We start from the raw sequence: 22441 nt of genomic DNA, 5'->3' as shown, positions 1-22441 counted from the left end.
CACCCGCCCTTTTTCAGGCGGAGGGATTATTAGTTGGATTATCTTTCTTCTTTGCTGGAAATTGTTGTTGAATGGGTGGTTGATTTTGTTTCTAAGCTAGGGTACTGGGGGATTGTTATTGGCATGGCCATTGAGAGTGCCAACATACCCCTTCCCAGCGAGGTCATTCTCCCCTTTGGCGGTTACCTGGTATCCACAGGCAGGTTGGATTTTTTCTGGGCAGCAATGGCCGGTACCATTGGCGGTACCGTGGGGTCGATCATCTCTTATTTAATCGGTTTTTGGGGTGGGCGCCCTTTTTTACTGCGTTACGGGCGCTACATTGGGATTTCCCACAAGCACTTCGAACTGGCGGAGAGATGGTTTCATCGCTATGGTGAGGTAACAGTATTCTTCACCCGGCTGATGCCGGTAGTGCGTACCTTTATTTCCCTGCCGGCGGGAATTTCCGGCATGAACTTTCCCCGTTTTGTCATTTACACCTTTTTGGGTTCTCTGCCCTGGTGCTTTTTCCTCACCTACCTGGGTGTGAAAATGGGCCAGCACTGGCAGGATTTGAAATACTGGTTCCACCGCCTGGACCTGGTTGTGGCCCTGGCACTGGTTGCGTTGGTGGTTTACCTGTGGCGCAAACGAAAAAGATAGGCCGGATTTTGCCCGGGCAACGGGTTTGAACTAGTTCTTTTAACTTCATTGGTTAAAACCAGCCTTTTCTTGCGGCTGGTTTTTTTTACTTTCATAAAGCGCCCGGCGGCGAGGGAAAATAAGAGGGAGAAGGGAAGGGGTTGCTTTGAAACGGAAAACAGGTGAAAAAACGGGCGACAGGCTGCCTTTGAAAGCCTTAGCCGTCATCCGGTATTCTGCATATATTTTAAGCCTGACACTGTTCCTGTCTGGCGCTTTGCTTTTGTGCTTCCCTGCGCCTGCAGGAGCCGTTCCGCCTTCTGTAACTGCAGATGCTGCCGTGCTCATGGATGCGCGCACGGGGCAGATCTTTTACGATAAAAATGGCCTGCAAAGGCGTGAGCCGGCCAGCCTGACCAAGATCATGACGGCCATTATCGCGCTGGAGTACGGCCGTTTGAACGATGTGGTAACCGTAAGCCGCAATGCCGCCGCCATAGGCATGGGTTCCGTGCTGGACCTGCGGGCCGGTGAAAAAATTACCGTGGAAGACCTGCTCAAGGCGGCCCTGATCATGTCGGCCAACGACAGCACCGTGGCTATTGCCGAACATGTGGGCGGCTCCGAGGAGGCCTTTATCGAGATGATGAATGCCAAGGCACTGGTCCTGGGGGCCCTGCACACACACTTTGCCAATACCAACGGTTATCATGATCCCCGGCATTATACCTGCGCCCGCGACCTGGCCGTGATTACCCGTTATGCCCTGCAAAACCCCCTTTTTAACCAGATAGTACGCACCCGGGAAACAACCATCAGCTTTTATGATTCCAAGCGGAAAGAAACCATTTACAACACCAACCGCCTTTTGCGTGAAGGCAGTTACCCCGGCATTGACGGGGTAAAAACCGGCTCCACCCCCCGGGCGGGCAATTGCCTGATTGCTTCGGCCACCCGGGGCGGCCGCCGGTTGATTGCGGTGGTGCTCCACAGTGCCAACCGCTACCGGGACGCGGTTACCCTGCTGGACTATGGTTTTAGCGAAGTGACACGGGTGACCATCGGTGCCGAAGGGGAAGAGGTGGCCCGGCTACCCGTGGCCAACGGTCTGACCGGTAGGGTACCCGTTATTATGGCCGCTCCAGTGGAGGTTGACCTGGCTCGGGACCAGCTTTCCCAGGTGCGAAGGGAAGTCAGGATGGTGCCGTCACTTGCTGCCCCCGTTAAGGCCGGGCAAAAAGTGGGTGAAGTAGTCTTTCGTTTAAAAGATGAGGAACTGGGCCGGGCGGCCCTGGTGACCGGCCAGGACATTCCGAAAAAAGGCCTTTTCTCCCTCTGGCGAAAAACAATGGCTCGAGTAAACGCATCTGGTGCTGGTGCGGGGGATGCCACCTGTGCTCTCTTCTTCAGGTTGCCCTCCCTTTAGCTATAATGTATCTTCTACCTTGAGGAAGGTTCCCTTAACCGAGGACAACTTTCCGGGAGTCACCCCTTGACATCATCCCCGGTTTACGTCATAATATAGGTGTTATAACCGCATACGGGCGGGTAGTTCAGTGGGAGAACGTCTGCTTGACGCGCAGAAGGTCGTAGGTTCAATTCCTACCCCGCCCACCAGGAAAATCAAGGTATGATCGCTACACCTTCCGGAACGGAAGGTTTTTCTTTTGCCTTCAGGAAGACACACAATGACGCTTACCGGCCGCACGCCCTCTTCATCCAGCCGGCAACCTTCATTCCATTGCCGGCTGGTCATCCCACCGCGCCTTTAATTCCCGGTCCTCGAGAAACAGGGAAGCCATCAGACCCCCCGTCAAAAGGATGGCTCCGATGAAAAACCCGTGGGTAATACTGAGAGAAAAAGCATGTTTCAGCAGAGACAGGCGGGGATCGCCGGGCATCTGCATCAAACGGCCCAAGGCCTGGCCGGGATCAATTTTTGCCGGTGCACCGGGTGGCAAAAGACCCGCCAGACGGTGGTTTAAATCGGTCAAAACAATATTGCCGGTAAGGGCGCTGCCAAAAACGCCGCCAATACTGCGGAACAACTGGGAAGCGGCCGTAACTGTTCCCAACTCCGTGCGGCGCACGGTATTTTGTACGGCCACGGTAAAGGTGGGCATGGCTATACCCATTCCAGCACCGCTAATAATCATGCCGGCGACGACCATGGCGTGGGTGGCATCAACAGGCAGCCGCCCCAGGTAAAACATGCCGGCAGTGGCAACGGCCAGGCCGGATACGGCGAAGATTTTGTAGTGCCGTAACCGGGAAATCAGTTGTCCGCTGACCACCGCTGCAATCATGACCGAAAGCATCATGGGCGTAAGCAATGTACCGGAGTATGTCGCACTTACACCTGTCACGATTTGCAGGTACATGGGCAAATAAAGGGTAATGGCAAACATACCCAGGGTAACCAAAAAGAGGGTTATTGTAGAAACAACGAAAATGTTGTTCCTCCAGAGCCAGGGTGGGAGTAATGGTTCTTCAGCCCGGCTGTCCGCCAGGGCAAAAAAGATACCGGATACTCCTGCCACTGCAAAGCCAAGTAACACACGATGGGTGGTCCAGCTCAAATCCTGCTGGGCAAAGGTTAGCGCCAGTAACAGACCAACCAGGGAAACAGTCAATAACGCCGGACTCCAGTAGTTGATCCGTGGTTTATGTGTTGCCCGGTAAGGTGGCAGAGCATAAAAAAGCAGTACCAGCGAAAGCAAACCGAAAGGGGTACTTACGTAAAAGACCCATCGCCAGTTCCAGTGGTCCGTAATCCATCCGCCGAGGGTGGGACCCAGGAGGGTGGCCAGGGCAAATACGCTCATCATTATTCCCTGCCAGCGTCCCCTCTGGGCCGGTGGGAAAAGATCCCCGATGGCAATGGTATTCATGGCCATTAACATGCCGCCGCCCAGACCCTGCACAGCCCGACCGGCAATGAGCCAGTGCATATTATGGGCCAACCCGGATGCCCAAGAACCCAGCAGAAAAAGAACTAATCCGGTCAGGAAAAAGGGCCGCCGTCCCCACAGGTCGGAGAACTTTCCGGCCAGGGGCACCACCACGCTTGAGGTGAGAAGGTAGGCGGTGGCCAGCCAGCTGTAAAGGTCCAGTCCGCCCAGATCGGCAACTATCCGGGGCATGGCGGTTGCTACCACTGTTTGGTTTACGGCGGAAGTCAACATGGTAATCAGCAGGGCTACCAGTAGCAATTTCCTTTTATCGTCCTTCAAAACTCTGAGCACCCCAAATTCACCTTCCTGTCGGTATTTATGAATTACTTAAGAACGTTAAATATTATATCTCTAAAGTATTTATAAAGCAATGGTGTTTAAATTTTTCTTTAGGTCATCTGCCGGGACAGTTGCAGACCGGAGCAAAGCCTGTAAATTTTTGTTTCACTCATGGCAGGAGTATAGATTGTTGCCCCGGGTGTTTCCGCATTGACACGGACCGGTTTACGCTGGTCGTTGCTCACGCTCACAGGATTATGGTATAATCATTCACGCAATTAAGTTCCTGCAGAGTAAAAAACACTACCCCGAATTTTGACCGCCTGGATTGAACCGGCCGGCAATTTTGGGGTTAATGTATAAACATAATTCGACATTATAAAATTAAGAAAAAGTTCAAGAGGTAGCAAAGGAGGCAGTTATCTGTGGCAAGAACCAGGAACAGAAGTGGAACCGCGCATGAAATAAACACCATTCAGTCAGTGGAAAGGGCAATCAAGATCCTGGAGTATCTGTGTCGTGGACCGGCTTCCCTTTCTGAGCTCAGTCGGGAACTGGGGCTTCATAAAAGTACTGCCTTTGGATTACTGCAAACTCTGATTAAACACAACTATGTTCATCAGGAGATTAAAACGGGCCGGTACCGGCTGGGTTATCGAGTTTTAGCCCTTGGTGGGGCTTTTCTCGAGCATTGTGACCTGCGAGAAATTGCCTCTCCTTACTTGCAACAACTGGTGAATGAACATGGCGAAACAGTGCACCTGGTGGTTATGGACGACGGCCAGGTGGTTTACGTGGATAAAATTGACAGCCCGCAATCTATCCGCATGGTCTCCCGCATCGGAAGACGGCTGCCTGCCCATTGTACCGGCGTGGGCAAGGCTATTCTGGCCTATCTTCCCGAAGAAAAAGTGCAGGCCATTGTTAAAAAGCGGGGGCTGCCCAGATTTACCGCCAACACTATCACCACCTGGGAAGAATTGAGTGCGGAACTGGCACGGATCCGGGAAGAAGGGGTGTCCTACGACCGGGAAGAAATTGAAGAGGGGCTGCGCTGCGTAGCGGCACCCCTTATCGGTTATGGTCAATACCCGGTGGGGGCAATCAGCGTTTCCGGACCGGCTTCACGAATGACGGAGGAAAAAATGTCCCGTATTGCCGGGTCTCTCAAAAAGGTGGCCGGGGAGATTTCCCAGCAGATGGGTGCAGATGTCGAGCTGAATGGTTACAGCAAAATTTAGACTTATACTCTGAAAAGGAATTTTTTTTGATGATTAGCAGGGATTTAGATTAAGAAGGCGAATTATGTTTTATACAGACGCATAGTATTTGATAATATCAAACAAAGGGGGGTGGACCGTGCGCGCAGTAACCTTATACGCGGTAGTAGATGTGGATAAATGTAAGGGCTGCACGCGCTGTGAACGGGTATGTCCGGTGCTGGCCATTAAGGTGGAAAACAAAAAAGCAGTGGTAGACCCGGAAAACTGTCTGGGTTGTGCCAACTGCGAACAACGCTGTCCGGAAATGGCCATCACCATGGCCCACCTTGAACAGTCGCGGGTAGTACAGGAGAGCCTGGCGGGGATAGATATGGCGGCTGTCATTGATCTCTGCCGGAGGGCGCATCTGCATCCCAAACAGATTATCTGCTACTGCACGGCTACCAGGGCCGAGGAAGTGGCGGCGGCGGTACTCAAGGGAGCGAAATCTCCGGAAGAGATCTCCCGGCGCACAGGTGTACGTACCGGGTGTAAGGTGGAGTGCATCCAGCCGGTATTGCGGTTGCTGCATGCAGCGGGAATTGCACCGGAGCGGCCTGCCAGAGGTTATCAATGGTATGGCTTGACGCCTACGGTTTGGGATATTCCGGAAGAGGTTAAGAAAAAATATGCTCAACGCGGGTTTTACTTCGATGAAGATCGCAAACTGCTGGATTCACTGGTTGGAGCCAGTGAAAAGGGGGGGGAATAATGCTACGGGCACCTGTTATGCCCTTGCCGCCGCGTCGTTCCCAGTACGGGGTAGCACCCGAACTGGTCCGCAAGCGGGCCGCAGAGTTGCCGGACATGGTTTCCGTGCTGGTACGGGATCTTTTTCCTGATGCAGCGCCGGTTATTTACCCGGGTGAAAACGGCCTGGAGATGATTCGGGAAGCCACCCGGAAGCAGATGGGAAAAGTGGATCTGAGCATGATCAAACCCGGTGACTCGGTAAATGTGCTGGGTTCACACCACGGGTTCACTTTGCTGGGTGGAGCACCATATGCCGAGATGCTCAGGACCATCCGGGACGTGGTTCGGGAACGCACGGGCTGTACGGATATACGCCTGCGGGTAGGTGTGGGGCTGCGTTTCCGGGAGAGCGAAGAATATATTAAGGCATTTGGCCTGGACGAATACTATGAAGGCAAGGCCGCCGGCGTGGCTCCGGTGGATGAGGGGGTTGCCATCGAGACCGAAATCGGCACTCTTTACGGCATCAAAAAAATATACAATGCCCGGTGGATCATCCACGCCCACAACAGTGACGTGCGGGAAGTGCATTTCCACCGTCAGGTGGACCGGGCGGTAAAACCCTTCGGTATGTCCTATGCGCGCATAGAAACCCGCTCCACTTATCACCAGAACCTGGGTCCGCGGGCGGCCAACTTTGTGGCCAGGGCAATCTTTGATTCTCCTTTTGTCCAGGAGAAATTTGCCTGCGCCGTATTTCTGATGATGTCACCCAGCGGGGTGGTAGGGGTGGACGCGGACAACGACCTCTATGCGCTCAACGACCGGGTTACTTATTTGGGTTGCCGGGATTATGGCAAGATGATGACCCTGCTGGGTGAGATTGACGAGGCCATCACCATTTTGGACTTCCCCAGCCCGGTGCCATATGTATTTGCGGCGGGAGTCATTTTCGCCAACTTTGCCGGAGCTAACCGTGACCTTTTCGACCTGGACGATCCGCTGCCGCCGTACACCTGGTATACGGAGGCCTTCTACGGTGAAGACGGGCGGCCGCTGATCGAAGGGGTGCCGCCAGTAAACCCGGCGATTAAGGTAGTTATCCATAACTATGCCTGGGGTGGGTATCCCAGCGCCTTCTTTACCGAGCACATCCCGACCATTGTAGTGGGCCGGGAACAGGCAGAGTTGCTTAACCGGGACCCGCAGAACCTCAGCTACACCAAACACACGTTGCTGGCAGAGGATTTGGACACGGCAGTGCGTTTTGCCAAACGGGTTGCGGGTACGGATAAGATCCTTGCCTTTGACGGTGCTTCAGGAGCTTTAAATGTCAGCCGTTCCCTGGGCGAATACCTGCTGCAGAAAGCTCCTCTCGTTTCGCGTCGAGTAGACGGGGAGCTGCTTCCCAAATGGTTGAAGCAGAGGGGTATCGATCCGTCTCAATTTAAGATTTGTTAAGGAGTGGCAGGAGGTTGGCTCAAATGGGAAAGCACATTCTCCCTCCCGATGATATTCGCTGTTCCATCTTCAAAGGGATGGAAAATCGTATCTTCCAGGCCGGGGTGGTCTTTAACCAGCCGGCGGTGGTGGCCGGCCTGATCGAAAGTGAAAATGAAGCCAGTTCTCTGGAACTGGAGGTACGGAGCCAGGTGCGGGAGGGAATGAGTGTGCTGGCCGGTCAGGCGGTACTCACACTTACCGGGCCGGCCCTGGCCCTGGCCGTAGCCGAAGATCGAGTGCTGGGTTGGATCGGCAAGGCTTCCGGCGTAGCCACCGCCGCCCGTTCATTCCGTGAGATGCTTCCCGGTCGTATCCGGGTGGTGTGTGGGGGATGGAAAAAGCTACCTTTGCCCTGGCGCCAGAATTTGCGCCGGGCTGCGGCAGTGGGCGGTGTGGCCACCCGGATCCTTGATGCTCCCTTCATCTACCTGGATAAAAACTATATCCGTATGTTTGGAGGTATCTCCGGCACCCTGCAGGCGGTAGCGGCTCTGCCTGGTGAAAAGGTCATCCAGCTGCGCGGTGAGTGGGGCGACATTACCGAAGAGGCTGCCCAGGCGGTAATCAATGGAGCTGCCGTCTTAATGGTAGACACCGGCCGCGTGGAAGATGTGACCAGGGTGGCCGGGTACCTGCGCGGGAGTGGATGGCGGCAGAGAGTGCGCCTTGCTTTTTCCGGGGGAATTACCAGGGAGGATCTGCCGGCCATAGCAGAGCTGGATGTAGACATTATAGATATAGGGCGTTCAGTGCTGGATGCCCCACTGGCTGATCTGCGCTTTGAGGTTCTGGGGCCAGCGTAGGGTGCAGTACCGACATGATGTCCTTCTAATTTTGCATAATCCCAAAACATTGTTCTTCAATATCAAATAGATGGGGTTGAGACCATGCTGCGAATTGAAGAATGGGCCGGGCGGTTACTGCAGGCTGAAGAAACTGGAATGCCCATCGAACCGCTGACAGCAGCCTGGCCGGAAATAGATATTCCCACGGCCTATCAGATTCAATTGAAGGTAATAGAACGCAAGTGTGCCCGGGGCCAAAGGGTGGTGGGGATGAAGATTGGCCTGACCAGCAGGGCCATGCAACAGATGCTGGGGGTTTATGAGCCAGATTATGGTCATATTCTGGACACCATGGTGCTGATCGAGGGTGAGCCGGTACGCCTGTCGAGGCTGATTCAGCCCAGGGTAGAAGCAGAAATAGCTTTTGTGCTGCGGGAGCGGCTAACCGGCCCCGGGGTTACCGTGGCCGATGTATTACGGGCCACGGCGGGAATAATGCCCGCGTTAGAGATTATTGACAGTAGAATCAGGGACTGGAAAATAAAAATTCAGGATACCATTGCCGACAATGCTTCCTCGGCGGCCATTATTCTGGGTGGGACGTTAATGCCGGTGGAAGGGTTGGACTTGCGCCTGCTCGGGCTGGTATTGGAAAAGGATGGGGAAGTCTTTGCTACCGGGGCGGGAGCCGCAGTGCTTGGCCACCCGGCGGCGGCGGTGGCCTGGCTGGCCAACGCGGTGGCTCGCTACGGGTTGAGCCTGGAGCCGGGTATGGTGGTGCTTTCCGGTTCGTTCACCCAGGCAGTGGCGGTGAGTCCCGGTTCGGTGATCCGCGCTTCTTTCGACCGCCTGGGCACGGTAACCGCAAGATTTGTAGATGCTTAATTTTCAACTTTGAGGAGGATGTTCTCTTGGAAAAAATAAAGGCAGCTATCGTCGGGCCGGGTAACATCGGTACCGACCTGATGTACAAACTGTCGCGCAGCAAATACGTGGAAGTAGCCATGATGGTGGGAATTTACCCGGAATCCGAGGGCCTGGCCCGGGCCAGATCACTGGGCATTAAAGCCTCACACGAAGGGATCGACGCAGTATTGCGGGAACCGGAGATCAAGATTGTCTTTGACGCTACCGGAGCCAAGCCTCATCTCAAACATGCTCCCCTGTTGCGGGAGGCGGGCAAAATTGCCATCGACCTCACTCCGGCGGCGGTGGGTCCTTACGTGGTCCCGGTGGTTAACATAGATCAGCATCTGGATGCCATGAACGTGAACATGGTTACCTGCGGTGGTCAGGCCACCGTGCCCATCGTAGCAGCCATTAACCGCGTTGCAGGTGTCCAGTATGCGGAAATCGTTTCCTCCATTGCCAGCAAGAGCGCTGGGCCGGGTACGCGCCAGAATATCGATGAGTTTACTGAGACCACGGCCAAAGCTCTGGAAGTGGTGGGTGGAGCTCAAAAGGGCAAGGCCATTATTATCCTTAATCCGGCCGAGCCCCCAATTATGATGCATAACACCATCTACACTCTGGTGGAGCGTCCGGATGAGGATAAAATTCGCGCTGCAGTACTCGACATGGTACGGCGCATTCAGGAGTACGTTCCCGGTTACCGGCTCCGGGTAGAGCCGCTGGTGGAAGGAAACAAGGTGACTACGATCATCGAAGTGACCGGGGCGGGGGACTTCCTGCCCACTTATGCGGGCAACCTGGACATTATGACTTCGGCTGCTGCACGGGTGGGCGAGTTGATGGCCATGCGCCTGCTGGGGATTTACAGTCGGAAGGATGTGGAAAGCTGTGCCTAAGATCAGAATTATGGACACCACCTTGCGGGACGGGATGCACGCCATGGCCCACCAGTTCACCCCGGAACAGATGGCCAGGGTGGCGGCCGCCCTGGATGAGGCCGGCGTGGAAGTGATCGAAGTTTCTCACGGCGACGGCCTGGCCGGTTATTCATTCCAGTACGGGTTTGCCGCGGCTACAGACGAGGAGTATCTGCGCGCAGTTGCTCCAGTGCTCAAGCGGGCAAAGCTGGCAGCCCTGGTACTGCCTGGTATTGGTACTTGTAAGGACATGCAGATGGCAGTGAAGGCCGGAGTAAAGGTCTTCCGCATAGCCACCCACGTTACCGAGGCGGATATATCGGAAGAGCACATGGGCCTGGCCAAAGAGATGGGGGCGGAAGTAGTAGGCTTTCTGATGATGTCCCACACCGTAGACAAGGAGAAGATTGCCGAGCAGGCCAGGTTGATGGAAAGTTACGGTGCGGACGTGGTCTACGTGGTGGACTCGGCCGGGGCCATGACCCCGCCGGAGGTTAAGGAAAAGGTTGGTTACGTGCGCTCCTGCCTGAAGATTCCGGTGGGTTTCCATGCCCATAATAACCTGGGACTGGCCATCGGCAATACACTGGCAGCAGTGGAAGCCGGGGCCACGGTAGTGGATGGGACCCTGCGCGGCCTGGGAGCCGGGGCAGGTAACGCGCCTACCGAGGTGCTGGCGGCAGCCCTCAAAAAGGTTGGCTGCGAGGTAGATGTGGATCTCTATAAGATCATGGATGCTGCCACTGTTCTGGAGCCCATGATGCGCCGCCCGCAGGTGATCGATAATGCGTCCATCATGCTGGGTTATGCCGGCGTGTACTCCAGTTTCCTTCTGCACACCTACCGGGCGGCGGAGAAGTTTGGCCTGGATCCGCGGGACATTTTGATGGAACTGGGGAGCCGCAAGATTGTAGGCGGTCAGGAAGACTACATTATTGACGTGGCTTACGAGATGGCTCAGAATAAACAGGTCGTGGCTGGTTGATAAACTGCTTGATATGCCATACAGCAATGGGGGTTCGGTTCCGAAAAGAAACCGGGCCCTTGTGCCTGAGCATCTTTATCACGATTACTATAAAAATTATTTAAAAATTTTTAGGTAGAATGGAAGGAGTTTTAAAAATAATGTCGAACAATAATAACTATAAGAAAAACAGAATAGAGTTTGTTAATGTCAAACACGTGAAGGGTCGGCGTTTCTCAGAGCGGCGGGGTCTTTAGTTGCTATAAACAGAATAGAGTTTGGCATTGTCAAACAAACCTGGCGAGCTTTAAAGAAACCTGAGGAGGTGAGTTTTGAGAAAAGATAGCGAGACCTGGAGGTAAAAGTAAATTCAACGGTAGTGCTTGTGGTAGTTTAAGTCTCATGGGAAAATACTAATGTTTAAGGAGGTTGTATTATTATGTTCCCAATGCTCAAAGTGGTTCAATACTATACCCCTCAAAAAGTAGTGTTTGGTGTAAATGCCGTAGACAACATTGGCCAGTATATCAAAGAAATGGGTATAAGCGGAAAGGCTATCATTGTAACTGATCCCGGGGTAGCTCAGGCGGGGATCGCTGCTCGGGTAGTCCAGGCCCTCAAGAAGGATGGATTTGAAGCAGCGGTTTTTGACCAGGGTAAACCCGAGCCGGATAATGTGGTCTGTGACCAGGCTGCTGACTTTGCCCGTAAGGAAGCTGGCAGCTTCGTAATTGGTCTGGGTGGCGGTAGTGCTATCGACATCGCCAAGGTGGTTGCTCAGCTCCTGGTGCTGCCGGGTAAAACTGAGGATTATCTGGTTAATACCACCTTCCCCAAAAAGGGTGCGCCTATTATTGCCGTTCCCACCACGTCTGGAACCGGTACCGAATGTACGATGTATTCTGTAGTAACCTTTGCTAAAGATGGTATTAAAGGCTTCTTCGCTACGCCGACCATCCTGCCGGATATGGCTTTGGTGGATCCTACCCTGACTGTAAGTATGCCGCCTAAAGTTACTGCTTCTACGGGTGCTGACGCCCTGTCGCATGCCATTGAGACGATGATGGCCAGGCAGGAAAACCCGCTTACTGATGCAATTGCTCTTAAGGCGGTTGAGTTCATCGCAGAGGCCCTGCCGGTGGCCGTTTACGAAGGGGATAACCTGGAAGCCCGGGTCAAGATGGCTTATGCTTCAATGATGGCCGGCATGGCTTTTAATGATCCAGGTATCGTAGAGGGGCATGCTCTGGCACATACATTAGGTTCCGTATACCATGTACCGCATGGTGTTGGTTGTGCAGTAGCCCTGCCCTACGCGATGGAGTATAACATGGGGCACTGCATGGAGAAGCTGGCTCGCATTGCCGTGGCTTTAGGTCAGAATACCGCTGGCATGAGCGTCCGCCAGGCTGCCCAGGTTGCTGTACAAGCGGTCAAACAGTTGCTGGAAGATGTTGGTCTTCCCACTACCTGGGCACCATTCGGTAAGAAGGAAGATATTCCAATGTTAGCCAAGATGATGGTTGAGAGCCCATGGATTACCGCTTTTTACGGCTGGTCCAAGCGGCCAATGACCAGAGAGGCGGCAGTAGAACTGCTGACCAGAAGTTATGAAGGCCGTCTTGGGGATAAACTATATTAAAGCCCAGGGCTTTGGGAGTAGGTGAGAAAGTTTTTTGTCTCCCTGCTCCCTTTCCCTGCATTGATAATTATGTTCTGGAGGTGACCACGCGTGTCTAAGGTGCTGGTAGTGGACCCGTCTTTATGCACCGGGTGCCATCGCTGTGAAATGTGGTGCTCGCTAACTAAATATGGTGAAATAAATCCTTCCCGCAGTAATGTTTATGTGATACGACGGGAGCCGGCGGTGGATGTGCCCGTGGTATGTATGCAGTGTGGCTTATGTATAGATGTTTGCCCCACCGGAGCACTTAAGCGGGATGGAGCTACTGATGCGGTGGTAGTGGATGAAAATCTTTGCACCGGCTGCGGTACCTGTGTGAAGGTTTGCCCTTATGGAGTGCTCAGAGTTGATGAAGAAACAGATGTAGCGGCCAAGTGTGACCTGTGCTCCGGTTCACCGGCATGTGTCAGCCATTGCCCGCATGGTGCTCTTCGATACGAGGATGCAGGTAAAGCTGCGGCCAGGCGCCGGGAGATTTGGGCTATGGCCCACGCAGTAAGGATCAGATAGGAGGTGCTGGTTAATGTGGTACGGATTTGCCGGTAAACTGCTACGGGTTAACCTGACCAGTGGTGAATTCAAGGTAGAGGAACTGGATAAAAATGAATTGCGCAAGTATATGGGTTGTGTTGGCTATGCAGCCAGACTTCTCTATCAGGAAATGCCCGGTGGCATTGATCCTCTGTCTCCGGAAGCTAAAGTGGTGCTGGCCACTGGTGCAGTAACCGGTACCCTTTGTCCCAGCGGTGGAAGCTATGAGGTGTGCTACAAGTCACCTTTGACCGGCACCTGGAATCAGGCCCGGTCAGGGGGGGCTTTTGGTCCAAAGCTTAAGTATGCGGGGTTTGACTTTGTGGTCATTGAAGGTAAGGCAGAAGAGCCTGTCTACGTGTATATCCACGATGGTGAGGTGGAGATCAAACCCGCTAAACACTTGTGGGGGCTTAACGTTGAAGAAACTACAGATGCCCTGATTCGCGAACTTGATGATCCTGAAATCTCTGTGGCTGCCATAGGACAGGCGGGCGAAAATGGGGTTCTGTATGCTGCTTTGATCAATGATAGGGGACGGGCTGCCGGTCGCGGCGGTATTGGAGCAGTGTTCGGCAGTAAAAATTTGAAGGCGGTTGTGGTGAATGGCCGTGGCGGTATTAAAGTGGCCCATCCCAAGGAATTTGCGGAGGCCGTTGAGAAGGCAGAGCAGTGGTTAAAGAATTACCCCTTCGGCAGTATTCCTTCTCTGGGTACGGTTGGCCTGGTATCGTTAAACAACAGCCTGGGGATCCTGCCGACAAAGAACTTCCATACGGCATATTTTGAACAAGCCGATCAGGTCTCAGGTGAAACTCTCAACCGGAAATATCAAATTAAACGGCGGGCTTGTTATGGTTGCAGCTTTGCCTGCGGGCGTTATACCTCAGTGGGTAATGGAAAGTTTGCTACGCCTCCCATGGAGGGTCCGGAATACGAAACTGTAGATATGCTGGGGCCCATTTGTGGGGTTGCCGACCTGGAGGCTATTATTAGAGGCAATTACCTGTGTAATGTTTATGGTTTGGATACTATTAGTACGGGCATGAGCATTGCTTTTGCTATGGAGTGTTATGAAAAGGGGTTGCTAACTGACAGGGACACGGAAGGAATGCCTTTGCGGTGGGGCGATGGAGAAGTAATGGTAAAATTGGTAGAAAAAATTGCCCACCGGGAAGGAATTGGTGCATTGCTGGCCCAGGGTGTAAAACGTATGGCTGAACAGCTCGGTCCTGCTGCCGAAGAAGCAGCTATCCATGTGAAAGGACTTGAACTGCCGGCTCACGAGCCCCGTTCTGAATCTAAGGTGCTTGCTGTGCAGTATGCCGTTTCTCCACGGGGGGGCTGTCATATGCACCCCAACTGGGCAAGCACCTGGGATTTTGGGCAACTTGATTGCGGCATGAAGGAATTCGGGTTGCCCTGGCCGCCCACAGGGATGCAGGATGAATCGCCGCAGAAAGGCGTTGTTTACCGATATGTGGCGTTGCAAGGTGAAATCAGCGAAATCCTGGGGGCATGTATCTTCTACTCGTGGGGTACTGAAGGCAGCTGCATCACGCCGCAACTTTACGCCGAGATTGTCAGTGCTCTCACCGGGTGGGACGTAACAGCAGCAGAACTAATGACGGCAGCAGAGCGTTCCTGGAATCTTAAGCGGTGTTTTAACGCCCGTGAAGGTTTCACCCGCAAGGACGATAAGTTACCCGGACGGTTTACTCAGGCCATCCCGGATGGTCCTTCCGCAGGGGCCAGGGTGGAGAATCTGGATGCTATGCTGGATGCGTATTATGAGACCATGGGTTGGGACAGGCAGACCGGCCTTCCTGCTCCCGAAAAACTGAGGGAGCTGGGCCTGGAATTTGCGATAAACTAACATAGAAAGGGTAGCTTCATTACCGCTGTTCCTCCATGACATATAGCGGCTGTGTATAAATTCGCCCTGAGCTCCCGTAAAAGTAAAAGTTCAGCAAAACTGCCGTTAACTGCAAAGGAACGGCGTTGTCCAGAGCGAACGATTTTGCGGAGCGCCGGTGACAGCACCCGGCAACCCAGCACTCACCGGCAAAAGAGTGAGCGGGACAACGCCGTTCCTCAATCGGGTTGACTAAACACTTACCCGTAAAAAGGAGTTTGGATAGAAATGCAGGTGACGGTAAAATTATTGGGTATTCTTTCTTTTTCTTACCCTGCCTTCAGCAAATTTCATCCTGTTCAACTAAAAGAAGGCGAGACAATCAGAGAGTTACGGGAACGTTTAGGGCTGCCTTTAAATGAGGTACGCTTTGTTTCCGTTAATGGAAAAATGGTGGGAGAAGAGTATGTGCTGGTTGAGGGAGATGAGGTTGTTTTCCTCCCGGCGGCCAGCGGGGGGTAAGAACTGTGGGAAAATTTCATGACACTTTGGATGTGTATTTCCTACCACTGCTGGCGCTTCTTGAGCGACTATTATTCCGGTTGGGGCATTTATCTTAATTTAGCTTTATCAGGAGATGGTTATTCTTGGAACTCGACCTGCTGCAAAAAACCGAGCTCTGGATTACCGGTATTGAACTTCACGGGGCAAATCTTAACGAAATAGCCGCTGTTACCGCCCGTGTATTAGGATTACCTGCTGAAGCTGTGATGGTGGTAGATGTGCGGGACCGGGTGGTTGTGCTGGATATCATGCGGCGCACAGTGATGGCTGAACAAATTGTAGGGCGGGAAAAAGAACTGCTTTCAGCCCTGAATCGCGTACCAGGGGTACGGGCTACATCCGGTACGGCTATTCACGCCCAGGGCATATTGGGCCTGATTGCCGCCGATCCGGAACAGCGGGAGGAATTACTGGAGCGTTCCACCCTCCTGGCGCAGCAGGTAAGGGCCAGTGTGGCTCGGCGGGGGGTGGTTTTTGCTTCCGGCCGGGAAGTCCAGGAAGGTCTGATTGAGGATACAAATTCGCCTTATTTGATCAGCCTGTTTGAGCAGCATGGCTACCGGATGCGTTTTGGAGGCATTCTGCCGGACGACCTGGATCTGATTACCGGCCGCCTCCGGTCGGCAGTGGCAGATGGTTACGGCCTTGTTATCACCACCGGCGGGGTTGGTGCGGAGGATAAAGACTGGATGGTGGAGAGCATTTCCCGGCTCGACCCAACGGCGGCGACCCCCTGGATCCTCTATTTCCACGCCGGAAAGGGACGCCATTTGAAAGACGGTGTGCGCATTGCAGTAGGTCAGGTAGAATTAACCACTCTGGTGGCTTTACCAGGTCCTCACGACGAGGTACGGCTGGCGGCTCCCGTCCTGCTGGAAGCGCTGGAAGCAGGTTGGGGCAAAGAGGTTCTTGCCGACGCGCTGGCCCGGGTGTTGCGGGAAAAGTGGCGCCGGGCGATGGTTCACGAGCACCATTCCGGGCGATGATCTTTGGTTGGCTTTCCTTGAGTTTTTTTGTGTTTTTACTGCAAAAAAGTAAGCAGGGACTGGTAGGTGACATACCGGCACCGTTCTCATCTTTTGGGGGCGATGGTTTACGAACACCGTCAATGAAAGTGCGGGGAGTATCTTCGCCCCCTAAGTATTTTTATTTCTAGTTAGCCAGGATTACATGAGTCAATGCTTTCCTTCCGGAATTTATCCCAAAGTAGGGGTGTGCCCTGCGGGTGCGGCGTGTAACAATCTTGCCGGGCGATAAGAGCGTGCCCAGTTTAACCACTAAATAGTTATGGTAAGGGGTCATCTTGTTATGAAAGTAAAAGTTAAGCTGCTTGCACCTTTTAAGTTCTGTGACGATACTGCAGAGGCCGAGTTAGACATGCCTCGAAATAGTACCGTGAGGGATTTAGTCAGTTTAATTGCTGAGCGAAGCAACATAGATAAATATGGCCGGGACCAGGTAATGATTCTTGCCGGCAACAAAATAGTTGGTTGCGATGACCTGATTGACAAAGACATGGAGGCATGGATTATGCTACAGCCTATGGGGGGTTAAGGTGAGCTGGTGGATATGAAACATGGTTATACAGGTACGATTTTGTGGGTAAATTTAACGGAAAAGAAATGGTGGGAAGAAGAAACTGATGATGATTTTGCTTCCAAATGGTTGGGAGGCAGCGGCTTTGGCGCCGTTACTTTAGCTAGGAATACTGATGCCCAAACAGATCCCCTTGGAGAGAATAATGTCCTGGGATTTTTTACGGGGCCCCTTACAGGGACGGTTGTGCCGTCTTCGGGGCGGCATTCGGTGGTCGGCAAGTCACCACTAACGGGGATCTGGGGAGAGGCCAGTGTGGGGGGGAGCTGGGGCAGAGAGCTGAAACGGGCCGGCTACGATGGTATAGTATTGCTGGGGAAGGCCGATTCTCCGGTATATCTCTGGATAAACGAAGGCGGGGTAGAAATAAGGGATGCCGCAGAACTCTGGGGGCTGGATACTTATCAAACCGCGGAGAGACTACAAGAATTACATCCTGGTGCCCAGGTGTGTGCTATTGGCCCTGCAGGTGAACGTCTGGTTAGAATCGCCGGGCTTTTTACCGATGGTAAAGAAGGGCGGGCGGCGGCACGTTGCGGCCTTGGGGCAGTTGCAGGCTCCAAGAACGTAAAAGCTCTTGCAGTGCGGGGAACAAGAAAACCGACCCTGGCCTTCGAGGAAGAACTGAAAGCCAAAGTAAGAGAGGCTGTAAAAAGGATTAAAGAAAAAACTAAGGCTCTCAGAGAGTTCGGTACGCCAGGCCTTGTAATACCCTGCGAGCAAATAGGCGATTTCCCCGTGCGAAACTGGCGGGATGGAAAGTGGGAAGAAGGAGCAAAAAGTATTAGCGGTCCACGGATGGTTGAAACTGTACTCAGCGGTCGCTTCCACTGCGCAGGTTGCCCTATAGGTTGCGGGCGCCGGGTAAACATTACCAGTGGACCATATAAGGAAGTTAACGGCGGTGGCCCCGAGTATGAAACTCTTGGTCTAATGGGGGGGTCCTGCCTCATAGATAACCTGGAAGCCATCTGCTATGCCAACGAACTTTGCAACCGTTACGGCATAGACACCATAGATACAGCGAATCTGATTGCTTTCAGTATAGAAGCATTTGAGCGTGGTGTTATTGGGAAGGAAGAAACAGGCGGCCTGGTTTTGCGGTGGGGCGACCCGGGGATTTTAATTGAACTCATTCACCAGATTGGGCAGAACAAGGGCTTTGGTGCCGTCCTGGCCGGGGGATTTAAGACTTTACTTAACGGATTAGGTCCAGAAGCAAAAGAATTTGCCATCCATGTCAAGGGTATGGGTTTCCCGGCCCACGACCCAAGGGCGTACAATAGCATAGCTCTCGGATATGCTACTGCAAACAGGGGGGCCTGTCATTTAGAAGGGTTCAGCCATGTCTTTGAGCGTAATGTGACCATGCCTGAATTTGGGCTCAGCGAGCCGCTTGACCGGTTTTCTGTTGAGGGAAAAGGGAAACTTGTGGCCCTCACTCAAAATCTCATGAGTGTTTTTGACTCGCTGGCCTTATGTAAGTTTTTGTTGTTTGGTGGTGTCGGAATAAAGGATCTGGCTGAATGGGTTAAGTTAGGTACGGGCTTTGACTTTACCCCGGAAAAACTCATGGAAATCGGAGAAAGGATCTTCAACTTGAAGCGCTATTACAACGTAAAATGCGGCATCAGCCGTAAGGATGATATTCTACCGCCTCGCATCCTTGAACAGAGACGGGGCTGCGGGGGAGCCGCTGAAAATTTACCCCCCCTGGACAGGATGCTTGACGAGTATTATGCCGCCCGTGGCTGGGATGAGGACGGTATTCCCACTCGAGAAACATTGGAAAGATTAGGACTGGGTGATTTTATTTTTTAGAAACCTTATTGAGAGAGGGAGGATTGGTTCAAAATGGAAGCGTTTACGTTTCAGCTGAAGACCACAGTTTGTTTTGGGGCCAATGTTGTGTCCGGCATTGTTGACTGGTGCCGCAACTACAATGCGAAGCGTATCCTGGTTGTTACGGATCAGGGGGTTAGGAAAGCCGGAATTCTGGAAAAAGTTGAGAAGATTTTAAGCGACGCAGGAATAGAAAATGTGGTCTTCGATGATGTTGAACCGGATCCGGGCCTGGAGACCATTCATCGTTGTGCTTCATGTTTTAGGGAAAACAAATGTGATTTGATTTTAGCGGTTGGCGGGGGTAGCCCGATTGACACGGCAAAGGGGGCCAGGGTAATAGTAGAGAACGGCGGTCATATCAGGGACTATGCCGGTGTAAACAAGGTTCCCAGAGCTCCGGTTACACCCCTGATCGCAATTCCTACCACTTCCGGTACAGGTAGCGAAGTTACGACGTTTGCCGTTCTCTCGGATTGGGAAAATAGAATGAAAATAACCATTTCCAGTCCCTTTTTGGCACCGGAAGTTGCCGTGGTTGATCCGCTCCTTACGATGACGGCTCCACCGTCCGTAACCGCGGCGAGCGGGATTGACGCCCTGTCCCATGCCATAGAAACCTATGTCTCCCTCAAGGCACAGCCGCCTGCTGAAGCGCTCGCTTTAAAGGCTATTGAACTAATTGGAGAAAGCCTTAGAACCGCGGTGGCTGACGGAAGTGATAAAGAAGCACGTACCAGAATGTCTTTAGGCAGTCTGTTAGCCGGCATGGCGTTCAATAATTCCTTGCTGGGCCTTACCCATTCCATCGGAGCAGCTTTGAGCGGGCACGCGCACGTGAGCCACGGGATGGCGATAGGTCTTCTCCTGCCCTATGTTATGGAGTTTAACGCGATGGCCAGAATGGAAAAGTTTAGCAAAATAGCAATTGCCCTGGGTGAGAACGTCAAGGGCTTGAGTCTAAGAGAAGCGGCTTTGCGTTCAGTTAAAGCCGTACGCGAGCTGGTGAAAGACATTTCCTTGCCGCGCAGGTTGGGAGACGTGGGAGTAACCGGGGATATGATTGAAGGCATGGCTAAGGATGCCATGGGACATGGTATGCTCAAGTTTAATCCGCGAGCGGTCACGGAAAAAGATATCATGGCCATACTGCGGAAAGCTTTATGAAGGGAAGAGGATGATTACAGTGAGTTACCATACCCTTCGCAGCTGGTTGGAAGCGCTGGAAACCAGGGGGTATCTGAAGAAAATCAAAAGGGAAGTTGACCCGGTTTTCGAACTGGCTGCCGTGGCCAAGAAGGCAGACGGGCAGTGGGCGGTCAAGTTTGAGAAAGTGAAAGGCTATTCCATGCCCGTAGTAGCCGGCATATTATCCACCAGGCAGATGATTGCCGAAGCTATGGGTGTAAGCATAGCTGAAGTAGTGACTAAATTTGCCGCGGCTCAAGCCAATCCCGTGCCGTGCCGTCTCATTAGTAGGGAACAGGCTCCTGTCAAAGAAGTTATTATACGAGATCATATTGACATTGTTTCTATGTTTCCTGTTCCGACCCATCACGAGAAGGATGCCGGGCCGTATATCACTGCCGCTCTTCTTATTGCCAAAGACCCTTCAACTGGGGTTCGTAATGTTTCCATCCACAGGCTTCAGGTGCTGGGTCCAAACAAACTGGGCATCCTAATTTTACCCCGCCACCTGTGGCATATATTCCAAAAAGCGGAAGAAAACGACCGGCCGCTGGAAGTGGCGCTGGTTATCGGTGTAGATCCCCTTACCTTGCTGGCATCACAGGCAATTACACCCTTTGGGGTTGATGAACTGGAAATTGCCGGTGCCCTTCATGGAGAGCCCCTTCAGTTAGTCAAGTGTGAAACAGTGGATATAGAAGTACCGGCGCATGCAGAAATAGTCTTAGAAGGGCGGTTGCTGCCCGGGGTGCGTGAAATGGAAGGGCCCTTCGGTGAGTATCCGAAGTATTACGGGCCTGCCAGCAAAAAACCCGTAATTGTTATTGATGCTGTTACCTGCAGGCGCCAGCCAATCTATCAGACCATCGTGGCAGCGACAAAGGAGCATTTGCTGTTGGGAGCTATTCCGCGGGAGGCGGGTCTCTTCCAAATCGTCAAGCAGGCAGTCCCTACGGTTCAGGCAGTGCGCTTAACACCTGGAGGCGCATGCCGCTACCATGCTGTTATCGCCATCGATAAGAGAAACGAAGGAGAGGCTAAAAATGCCATGTTTGCTGCCTTTGCCAGCAGTGCGGAAATTAAGCATGTAGTAGTTGTAGATAAAGATGTAGATATTTTTAACTCCGAAGATGTGGAGTGGGCCATTGCTACCCGTTGCCAGGCCGGTAGAGATGTGATCATAATTTCTGGAGCACATGGAAACAAACTCGATCCTTCCAGCGATGACGGTGTGAGTGATAAAATGGGCATTGATGCAACTGTGCCGCTTGGTGCCCCGGCGGAACGTTTCGAAAAAATTAAAATCCCGGATTTTGAAAAGATCAAACTTGAGGATTACTTTGAGGACCATGAACAAAAAACGGTGTTATAATGTTTTATAACGTGTGACCTGGACCTCACTTGATTAACAGGCAAATTTAGGAGGGTAAAGGTTTTACTAGAATAACAAAAATGATTAGTTTATTGATAGGATTAGCAGCTGGTTTCTTTGGGGGACTTGTGGGTCTCGGCGGCGGGGTGATCATGATTCCCCTGATGGTGGGCATCCTGAAGATGGGGCAGCATAAGGCCCACGGTACGAGCCTTGTAGCACTCGTTTTCACCGGAATTTCGGGGGCTGTCACCTATGCCTTAAATGGTTCGGTGGATATATTTGCCTCCAGCCTTTTGGCTTCCACTGCCATATTTACCGCCAGGGCAGGAGCGCGCTATGCCAATGCCCTTCCCGAATGGAAGCTCAAAAGGTCCTTTGGCGGGTTTTTAATCCTGGTCTCCCTGCTCTTGCTTTTAAAACCTTACTTGCCCCACGTATCGCTGCATACCACAGGCTGGTTAGAAATGTTTATTCTCTTATTAACAGGTATTTTTACCGGCTTCCTCTCCGGGATGATGGGGGTTGGCGGGGGAACGATAATGGTGCCTTCCATGGTGCTGTTAATTGGCTTCACCCAGTATACCGCGCAGGGTTGTTCCCTCCTCGCCATGGTTCCTGTAGGAATAGCCGGCGCTTATACCCACTGGTGTTTGGGGAATGTCAGCGCAAGCATCCTGCCGGGATTAATCCCGGGTATCCTGATAGGCACATATCTGGGTGGCTCCCTTGCCCATGTCCTGCCCGAGGGAGCTCTGCGTATCATATTCTCCGCCGTTTTGATCTGGACGGGTGTAAGATATTTAAGAACCCCAAAACCACAGACTGGTGAAAGGTTTTATTACAGTTGAACAAGGGGAAGTAGCGGATAAACTCGTTCTTTCCCAGCTCCGCGCGGCATCACAGCAGCTCGCTT

Annotated in this window: 20 protein-coding genes and 1 tRNA gene; 20 read left to right on the top strand and 1 reads right to left on the bottom strand. The window is 52.7% G+C overall.

Annotation, left to right across the window (positions count from 1 at the left end; translation table 11 throughout):
- Positions 1–33 precede the first annotated feature (33 nt).
- The 3 genes from BUA65_RS06965 to BUA65_RS06955 all read left to right on the top strand — a co-directional run bounded on the left by BUA65_RS06965 (position 34) and on the right by BUA65_RS06955 (position 2241).
- On the top strand, positions 34–645 hold the full coding sequence (locus BUA65_RS06965; RefSeq protein WP_072868362.1) for a DedA family protein: 612 nt from the start codon (positions 34–36) through the stop codon (positions 643–645).
- Between the two features lie 145 nt (positions 646–790).
- A complete protein-coding gene (locus tag BUA65_RS06960; RefSeq protein WP_072868361.1) occupies positions 791–2050 on the top strand; it encodes a D-alanyl-D-alanine carboxypeptidase family protein in 1260 nt (419 codons plus the stop codon).
- A gap of 116 nt (positions 2051–2166) precedes the next feature.
- Positions 2167–2241, top strand: a tRNA-Val gene (locus BUA65_RS06955).
- Positions 2242–2357: 116 nt separating this feature from the next.
- Here BUA65_RS06955 and BUA65_RS06950 read toward each other — a convergent pair.
- Positions 2358–3869, bottom strand: coding sequence for an MDR family MFS transporter (locus BUA65_RS06950; RefSeq protein ID WP_072868359.1), 1512 nt, complete (start codon positions 3867–3869; stop codon positions 2358–2360).
- 413 nt (positions 3870–4282) lie between these two features.
- On the opposite strand from BUA65_RS06950, the gene BUA65_RS06945 reads away from it, so the two are divergent.
- From BUA65_RS06945 to BUA65_RS06865, 17 genes are all read left to right on the top strand, one after another.
- Positions 4283–5098, top strand: a complete 816-nt coding sequence (locus tag BUA65_RS06945; RefSeq protein WP_072868357.1) for an IclR family transcriptional regulator — start codon at positions 4283–4285, stop codon at positions 5096–5098.
- Between the two features lie 118 nt (positions 5099–5216).
- Positions 5217–5831 carry a 4Fe-4S binding protein gene (locus BUA65_RS06940; protein WP_072868355.1) on the top strand — a complete coding sequence of 205 codons (615 nt, stop codon included), beginning with the start codon at positions 5217–5219 and terminating at the stop codon, positions 5829–5831.
- The gene (locus BUA65_RS06935; RefSeq protein ID WP_072868354.1) at positions 5831–7273 is read left to right on the top strand and encodes a hypothetical protein; all 1443 of its coding nucleotides are present in this window, start codon (positions 5831–5833) and stop codon (positions 7271–7273) included. The genes BUA65_RS06940 and BUA65_RS06935 overlap by 1 nt, the downstream gene beginning before the upstream one ends.
- A gap of 23 nt (positions 7274–7296) precedes the next feature.
- Positions 7297–8118: a beta/alpha barrel domain-containing protein gene (locus tag BUA65_RS06930; protein WP_072868352.1), complete on the top strand. Its 822-nt coding sequence runs from the start codon at positions 7297–7299 to the stop codon at positions 8116–8118.
- An 84-nt stretch (positions 8119–8202) separates the two neighbouring features.
- Positions 8203–8985 carry a 2-keto-4-pentenoate hydratase gene (locus tag BUA65_RS06925; protein WP_072868350.1) on the top strand — a complete coding sequence of 261 codons (783 nt, stop codon included), beginning with the start codon at positions 8203–8205 and terminating at the stop codon, positions 8983–8985.
- A gap of 26 nt (positions 8986–9011) precedes the next feature.
- A complete protein-coding gene (locus BUA65_RS06920) occupies positions 9012–9908 on the top strand; it encodes an acetaldehyde dehydrogenase (acetylating) (RefSeq protein WP_072868348.1) in 897 nt (298 codons plus the stop codon).
- The gene (gene dmpG / locus BUA65_RS06915; protein WP_072868346.1) at positions 9889–10914 is read left to right on the top strand and encodes a 4-hydroxy-2-oxovalerate aldolase; all 1026 of its coding nucleotides are present in this window, start codon (positions 9889–9891) and stop codon (positions 10912–10914) included. Before BUA65_RS06920 ends, dmpG begins: the two co-directional genes overlap by 20 nt.
- 418 nt (positions 10915–11332) lie before the next feature.
- A complete protein-coding gene (locus BUA65_RS06910) occupies positions 11333–12535 on the top strand; it encodes an iron-containing alcohol dehydrogenase (RefSeq protein ID WP_072868344.1) in 1203 nt (400 codons plus the stop codon).
- Between the two features lie 90 nt (positions 12536–12625).
- Positions 12626–13087 carry a 4Fe-4S dicluster domain-containing protein gene (locus tag BUA65_RS06905; RefSeq protein WP_072868343.1) on the top strand — a complete coding sequence of 154 codons (462 nt, stop codon included), beginning with the start codon at positions 12626–12628 and terminating at the stop codon, positions 13085–13087.
- 13 nt (positions 13088–13100) lie between these two features.
- Positions 13101–14984 carry an aldehyde ferredoxin oxidoreductase family protein gene (locus BUA65_RS06900; protein ID WP_072868341.1) on the top strand — a complete coding sequence of 628 codons (1884 nt, stop codon included), beginning with the start codon at positions 13101–13103 and terminating at the stop codon, positions 14982–14984.
- A 267-nt stretch (positions 14985–15251) separates the two neighbouring features.
- Entirely contained in the window at positions 15252–15485 is a 234-nt protein-coding gene (locus tag BUA65_RS06895) for a MoaD/ThiS family protein (RefSeq protein WP_072868339.1), read from the top strand.
- Positions 15486–15610: 125 nt separating this feature from the next.
- The gene (locus BUA65_RS06890) at positions 15611–16513 is read left to right on the top strand and encodes a molybdopterin-binding protein (RefSeq protein WP_072868337.1); all 903 of its coding nucleotides are present in this window, start codon (positions 15611–15613) and stop codon (positions 16511–16513) included.
- Positions 16514–16835: 322 nt separating this feature from the next.
- Positions 16836–17081, top strand: coding sequence for a hypothetical protein (locus BUA65_RS06885; protein ID WP_072868335.1), 246 nt, complete (start codon positions 16836–16838; stop codon positions 17079–17081).
- A 15-nt stretch (positions 17082–17096) separates the two neighbouring features.
- Positions 17097–18944, top strand: a complete 1848-nt coding sequence (locus BUA65_RS06880) for an aldehyde ferredoxin oxidoreductase family protein (protein WP_072868334.1) — start codon at positions 17097–17099, stop codon at positions 18942–18944.
- A 33-nt stretch (positions 18945–18977) separates the two neighbouring features.
- On the top strand, positions 18978–20132 hold the full coding sequence (locus BUA65_RS06875) for an iron-containing alcohol dehydrogenase (RefSeq protein ID WP_072868332.1): 1155 nt from the start codon (positions 18978–18980) through the stop codon (positions 20130–20132).
- 19 nt (positions 20133–20151) lie between these two features.
- Positions 20152–21525 carry a UbiD family decarboxylase gene (locus BUA65_RS06870; RefSeq protein WP_439328934.1) on the top strand — a complete coding sequence of 458 codons (1374 nt, stop codon included), beginning with the start codon at positions 20152–20154 and terminating at the stop codon, positions 21523–21525.
- Between the two features lie 80 nt (positions 21526–21605).
- Positions 21606–22376 carry a sulfite exporter TauE/SafE family protein gene (locus BUA65_RS06865; RefSeq protein ID WP_207543869.1) on the top strand — a complete coding sequence of 257 codons (771 nt, stop codon included), beginning with the start codon at positions 21606–21608 and terminating at the stop codon, positions 22374–22376.
- The last annotated feature ends 65 nt before the right edge of the window (positions 22377–22441 follow it).

It is taken from the genome of Desulfofundulus thermosubterraneus DSM 16057, assembly GCF_900142025.1.
Lineage (GTDB): Bacteria > Bacillota > Desulfotomaculia > Desulfotomaculales > Desulfovirgulaceae > Desulfofundulus > Desulfofundulus thermosubterraneus.
Note: the sequence above shows the minus strand (reverse complement) of the source record. Positions and strands in the feature narration are given on the sequence as shown.

What these genes read in the sequence shown, in the direction of transcription:
- BUA65_RS06910 (WP_072868344.1), top strand. Translation starts at nt 11,333, where the DNA reads ATGTTCCCAATGCTCAAAGTGGTTCAATACTATACCCCTCAAAAAGTA.
- BUA65_RS06930 (WP_072868352.1), top strand. Translation starts at nt 7,297, where the DNA reads ATGGGAAAGCACATTCTCCCTCCCGATGATATTCGCTGTTCCATCTTC.
- BUA65_RS06865 (WP_207543869.1), top strand. Translation starts at nt 21,606, where the DNA reads ATGATTAGTTTATTGATAGGATTAGCAGCTGGTTTCTTTGGGGGACTT.
- BUA65_RS06935 (WP_072868354.1), top strand. Translation starts at nt 5,831, where the DNA reads ATGCTACGGGCACCTGTTATGCCCTTGCCGCCGCGTCGTTCCCAGTAC.
- BUA65_RS06925 (WP_072868350.1), top strand. Translation starts at nt 8,203, where the DNA reads ATGCTGCGAATTGAAGAATGGGCCGGGCGGTTACTGCAGGCTGAAGAA.
- BUA65_RS06895 (WP_072868339.1), top strand. Translation starts at nt 15,252, where the DNA reads ATGCAGGTGACGGTAAAATTATTGGGTATTCTTTCTTTTTCTTACCCT.
- BUA65_RS06880 (WP_072868334.1), top strand. Translation starts at nt 17,097, where the DNA reads ATGAAACATGGTTATACAGGTACGATTTTGTGGGTAAATTTAACGGAA.
- dmpG (WP_072868346.1), top strand. Translation starts at nt 9,889, where the DNA reads ATGTGGAAAGCTGTGCCTAAGATCAGAATTATGGACACCACCTTGCGG.
- BUA65_RS06900 (WP_072868341.1), top strand. Translation starts at nt 13,101, where the DNA reads ATGTGGTACGGATTTGCCGGTAAACTGCTACGGGTTAACCTGACCAGT.
- BUA65_RS06875 (WP_072868332.1), top strand. Translation starts at nt 18,978, where the DNA reads ATGGAAGCGTTTACGTTTCAGCTGAAGACCACAGTTTGTTTTGGGGCC.
- BUA65_RS06885 (WP_072868335.1), top strand. Translation starts at nt 16,836, where the DNA reads ATGAAAGTAAAAGTTAAGCTGCTTGCACCTTTTAAGTTCTGTGACGAT.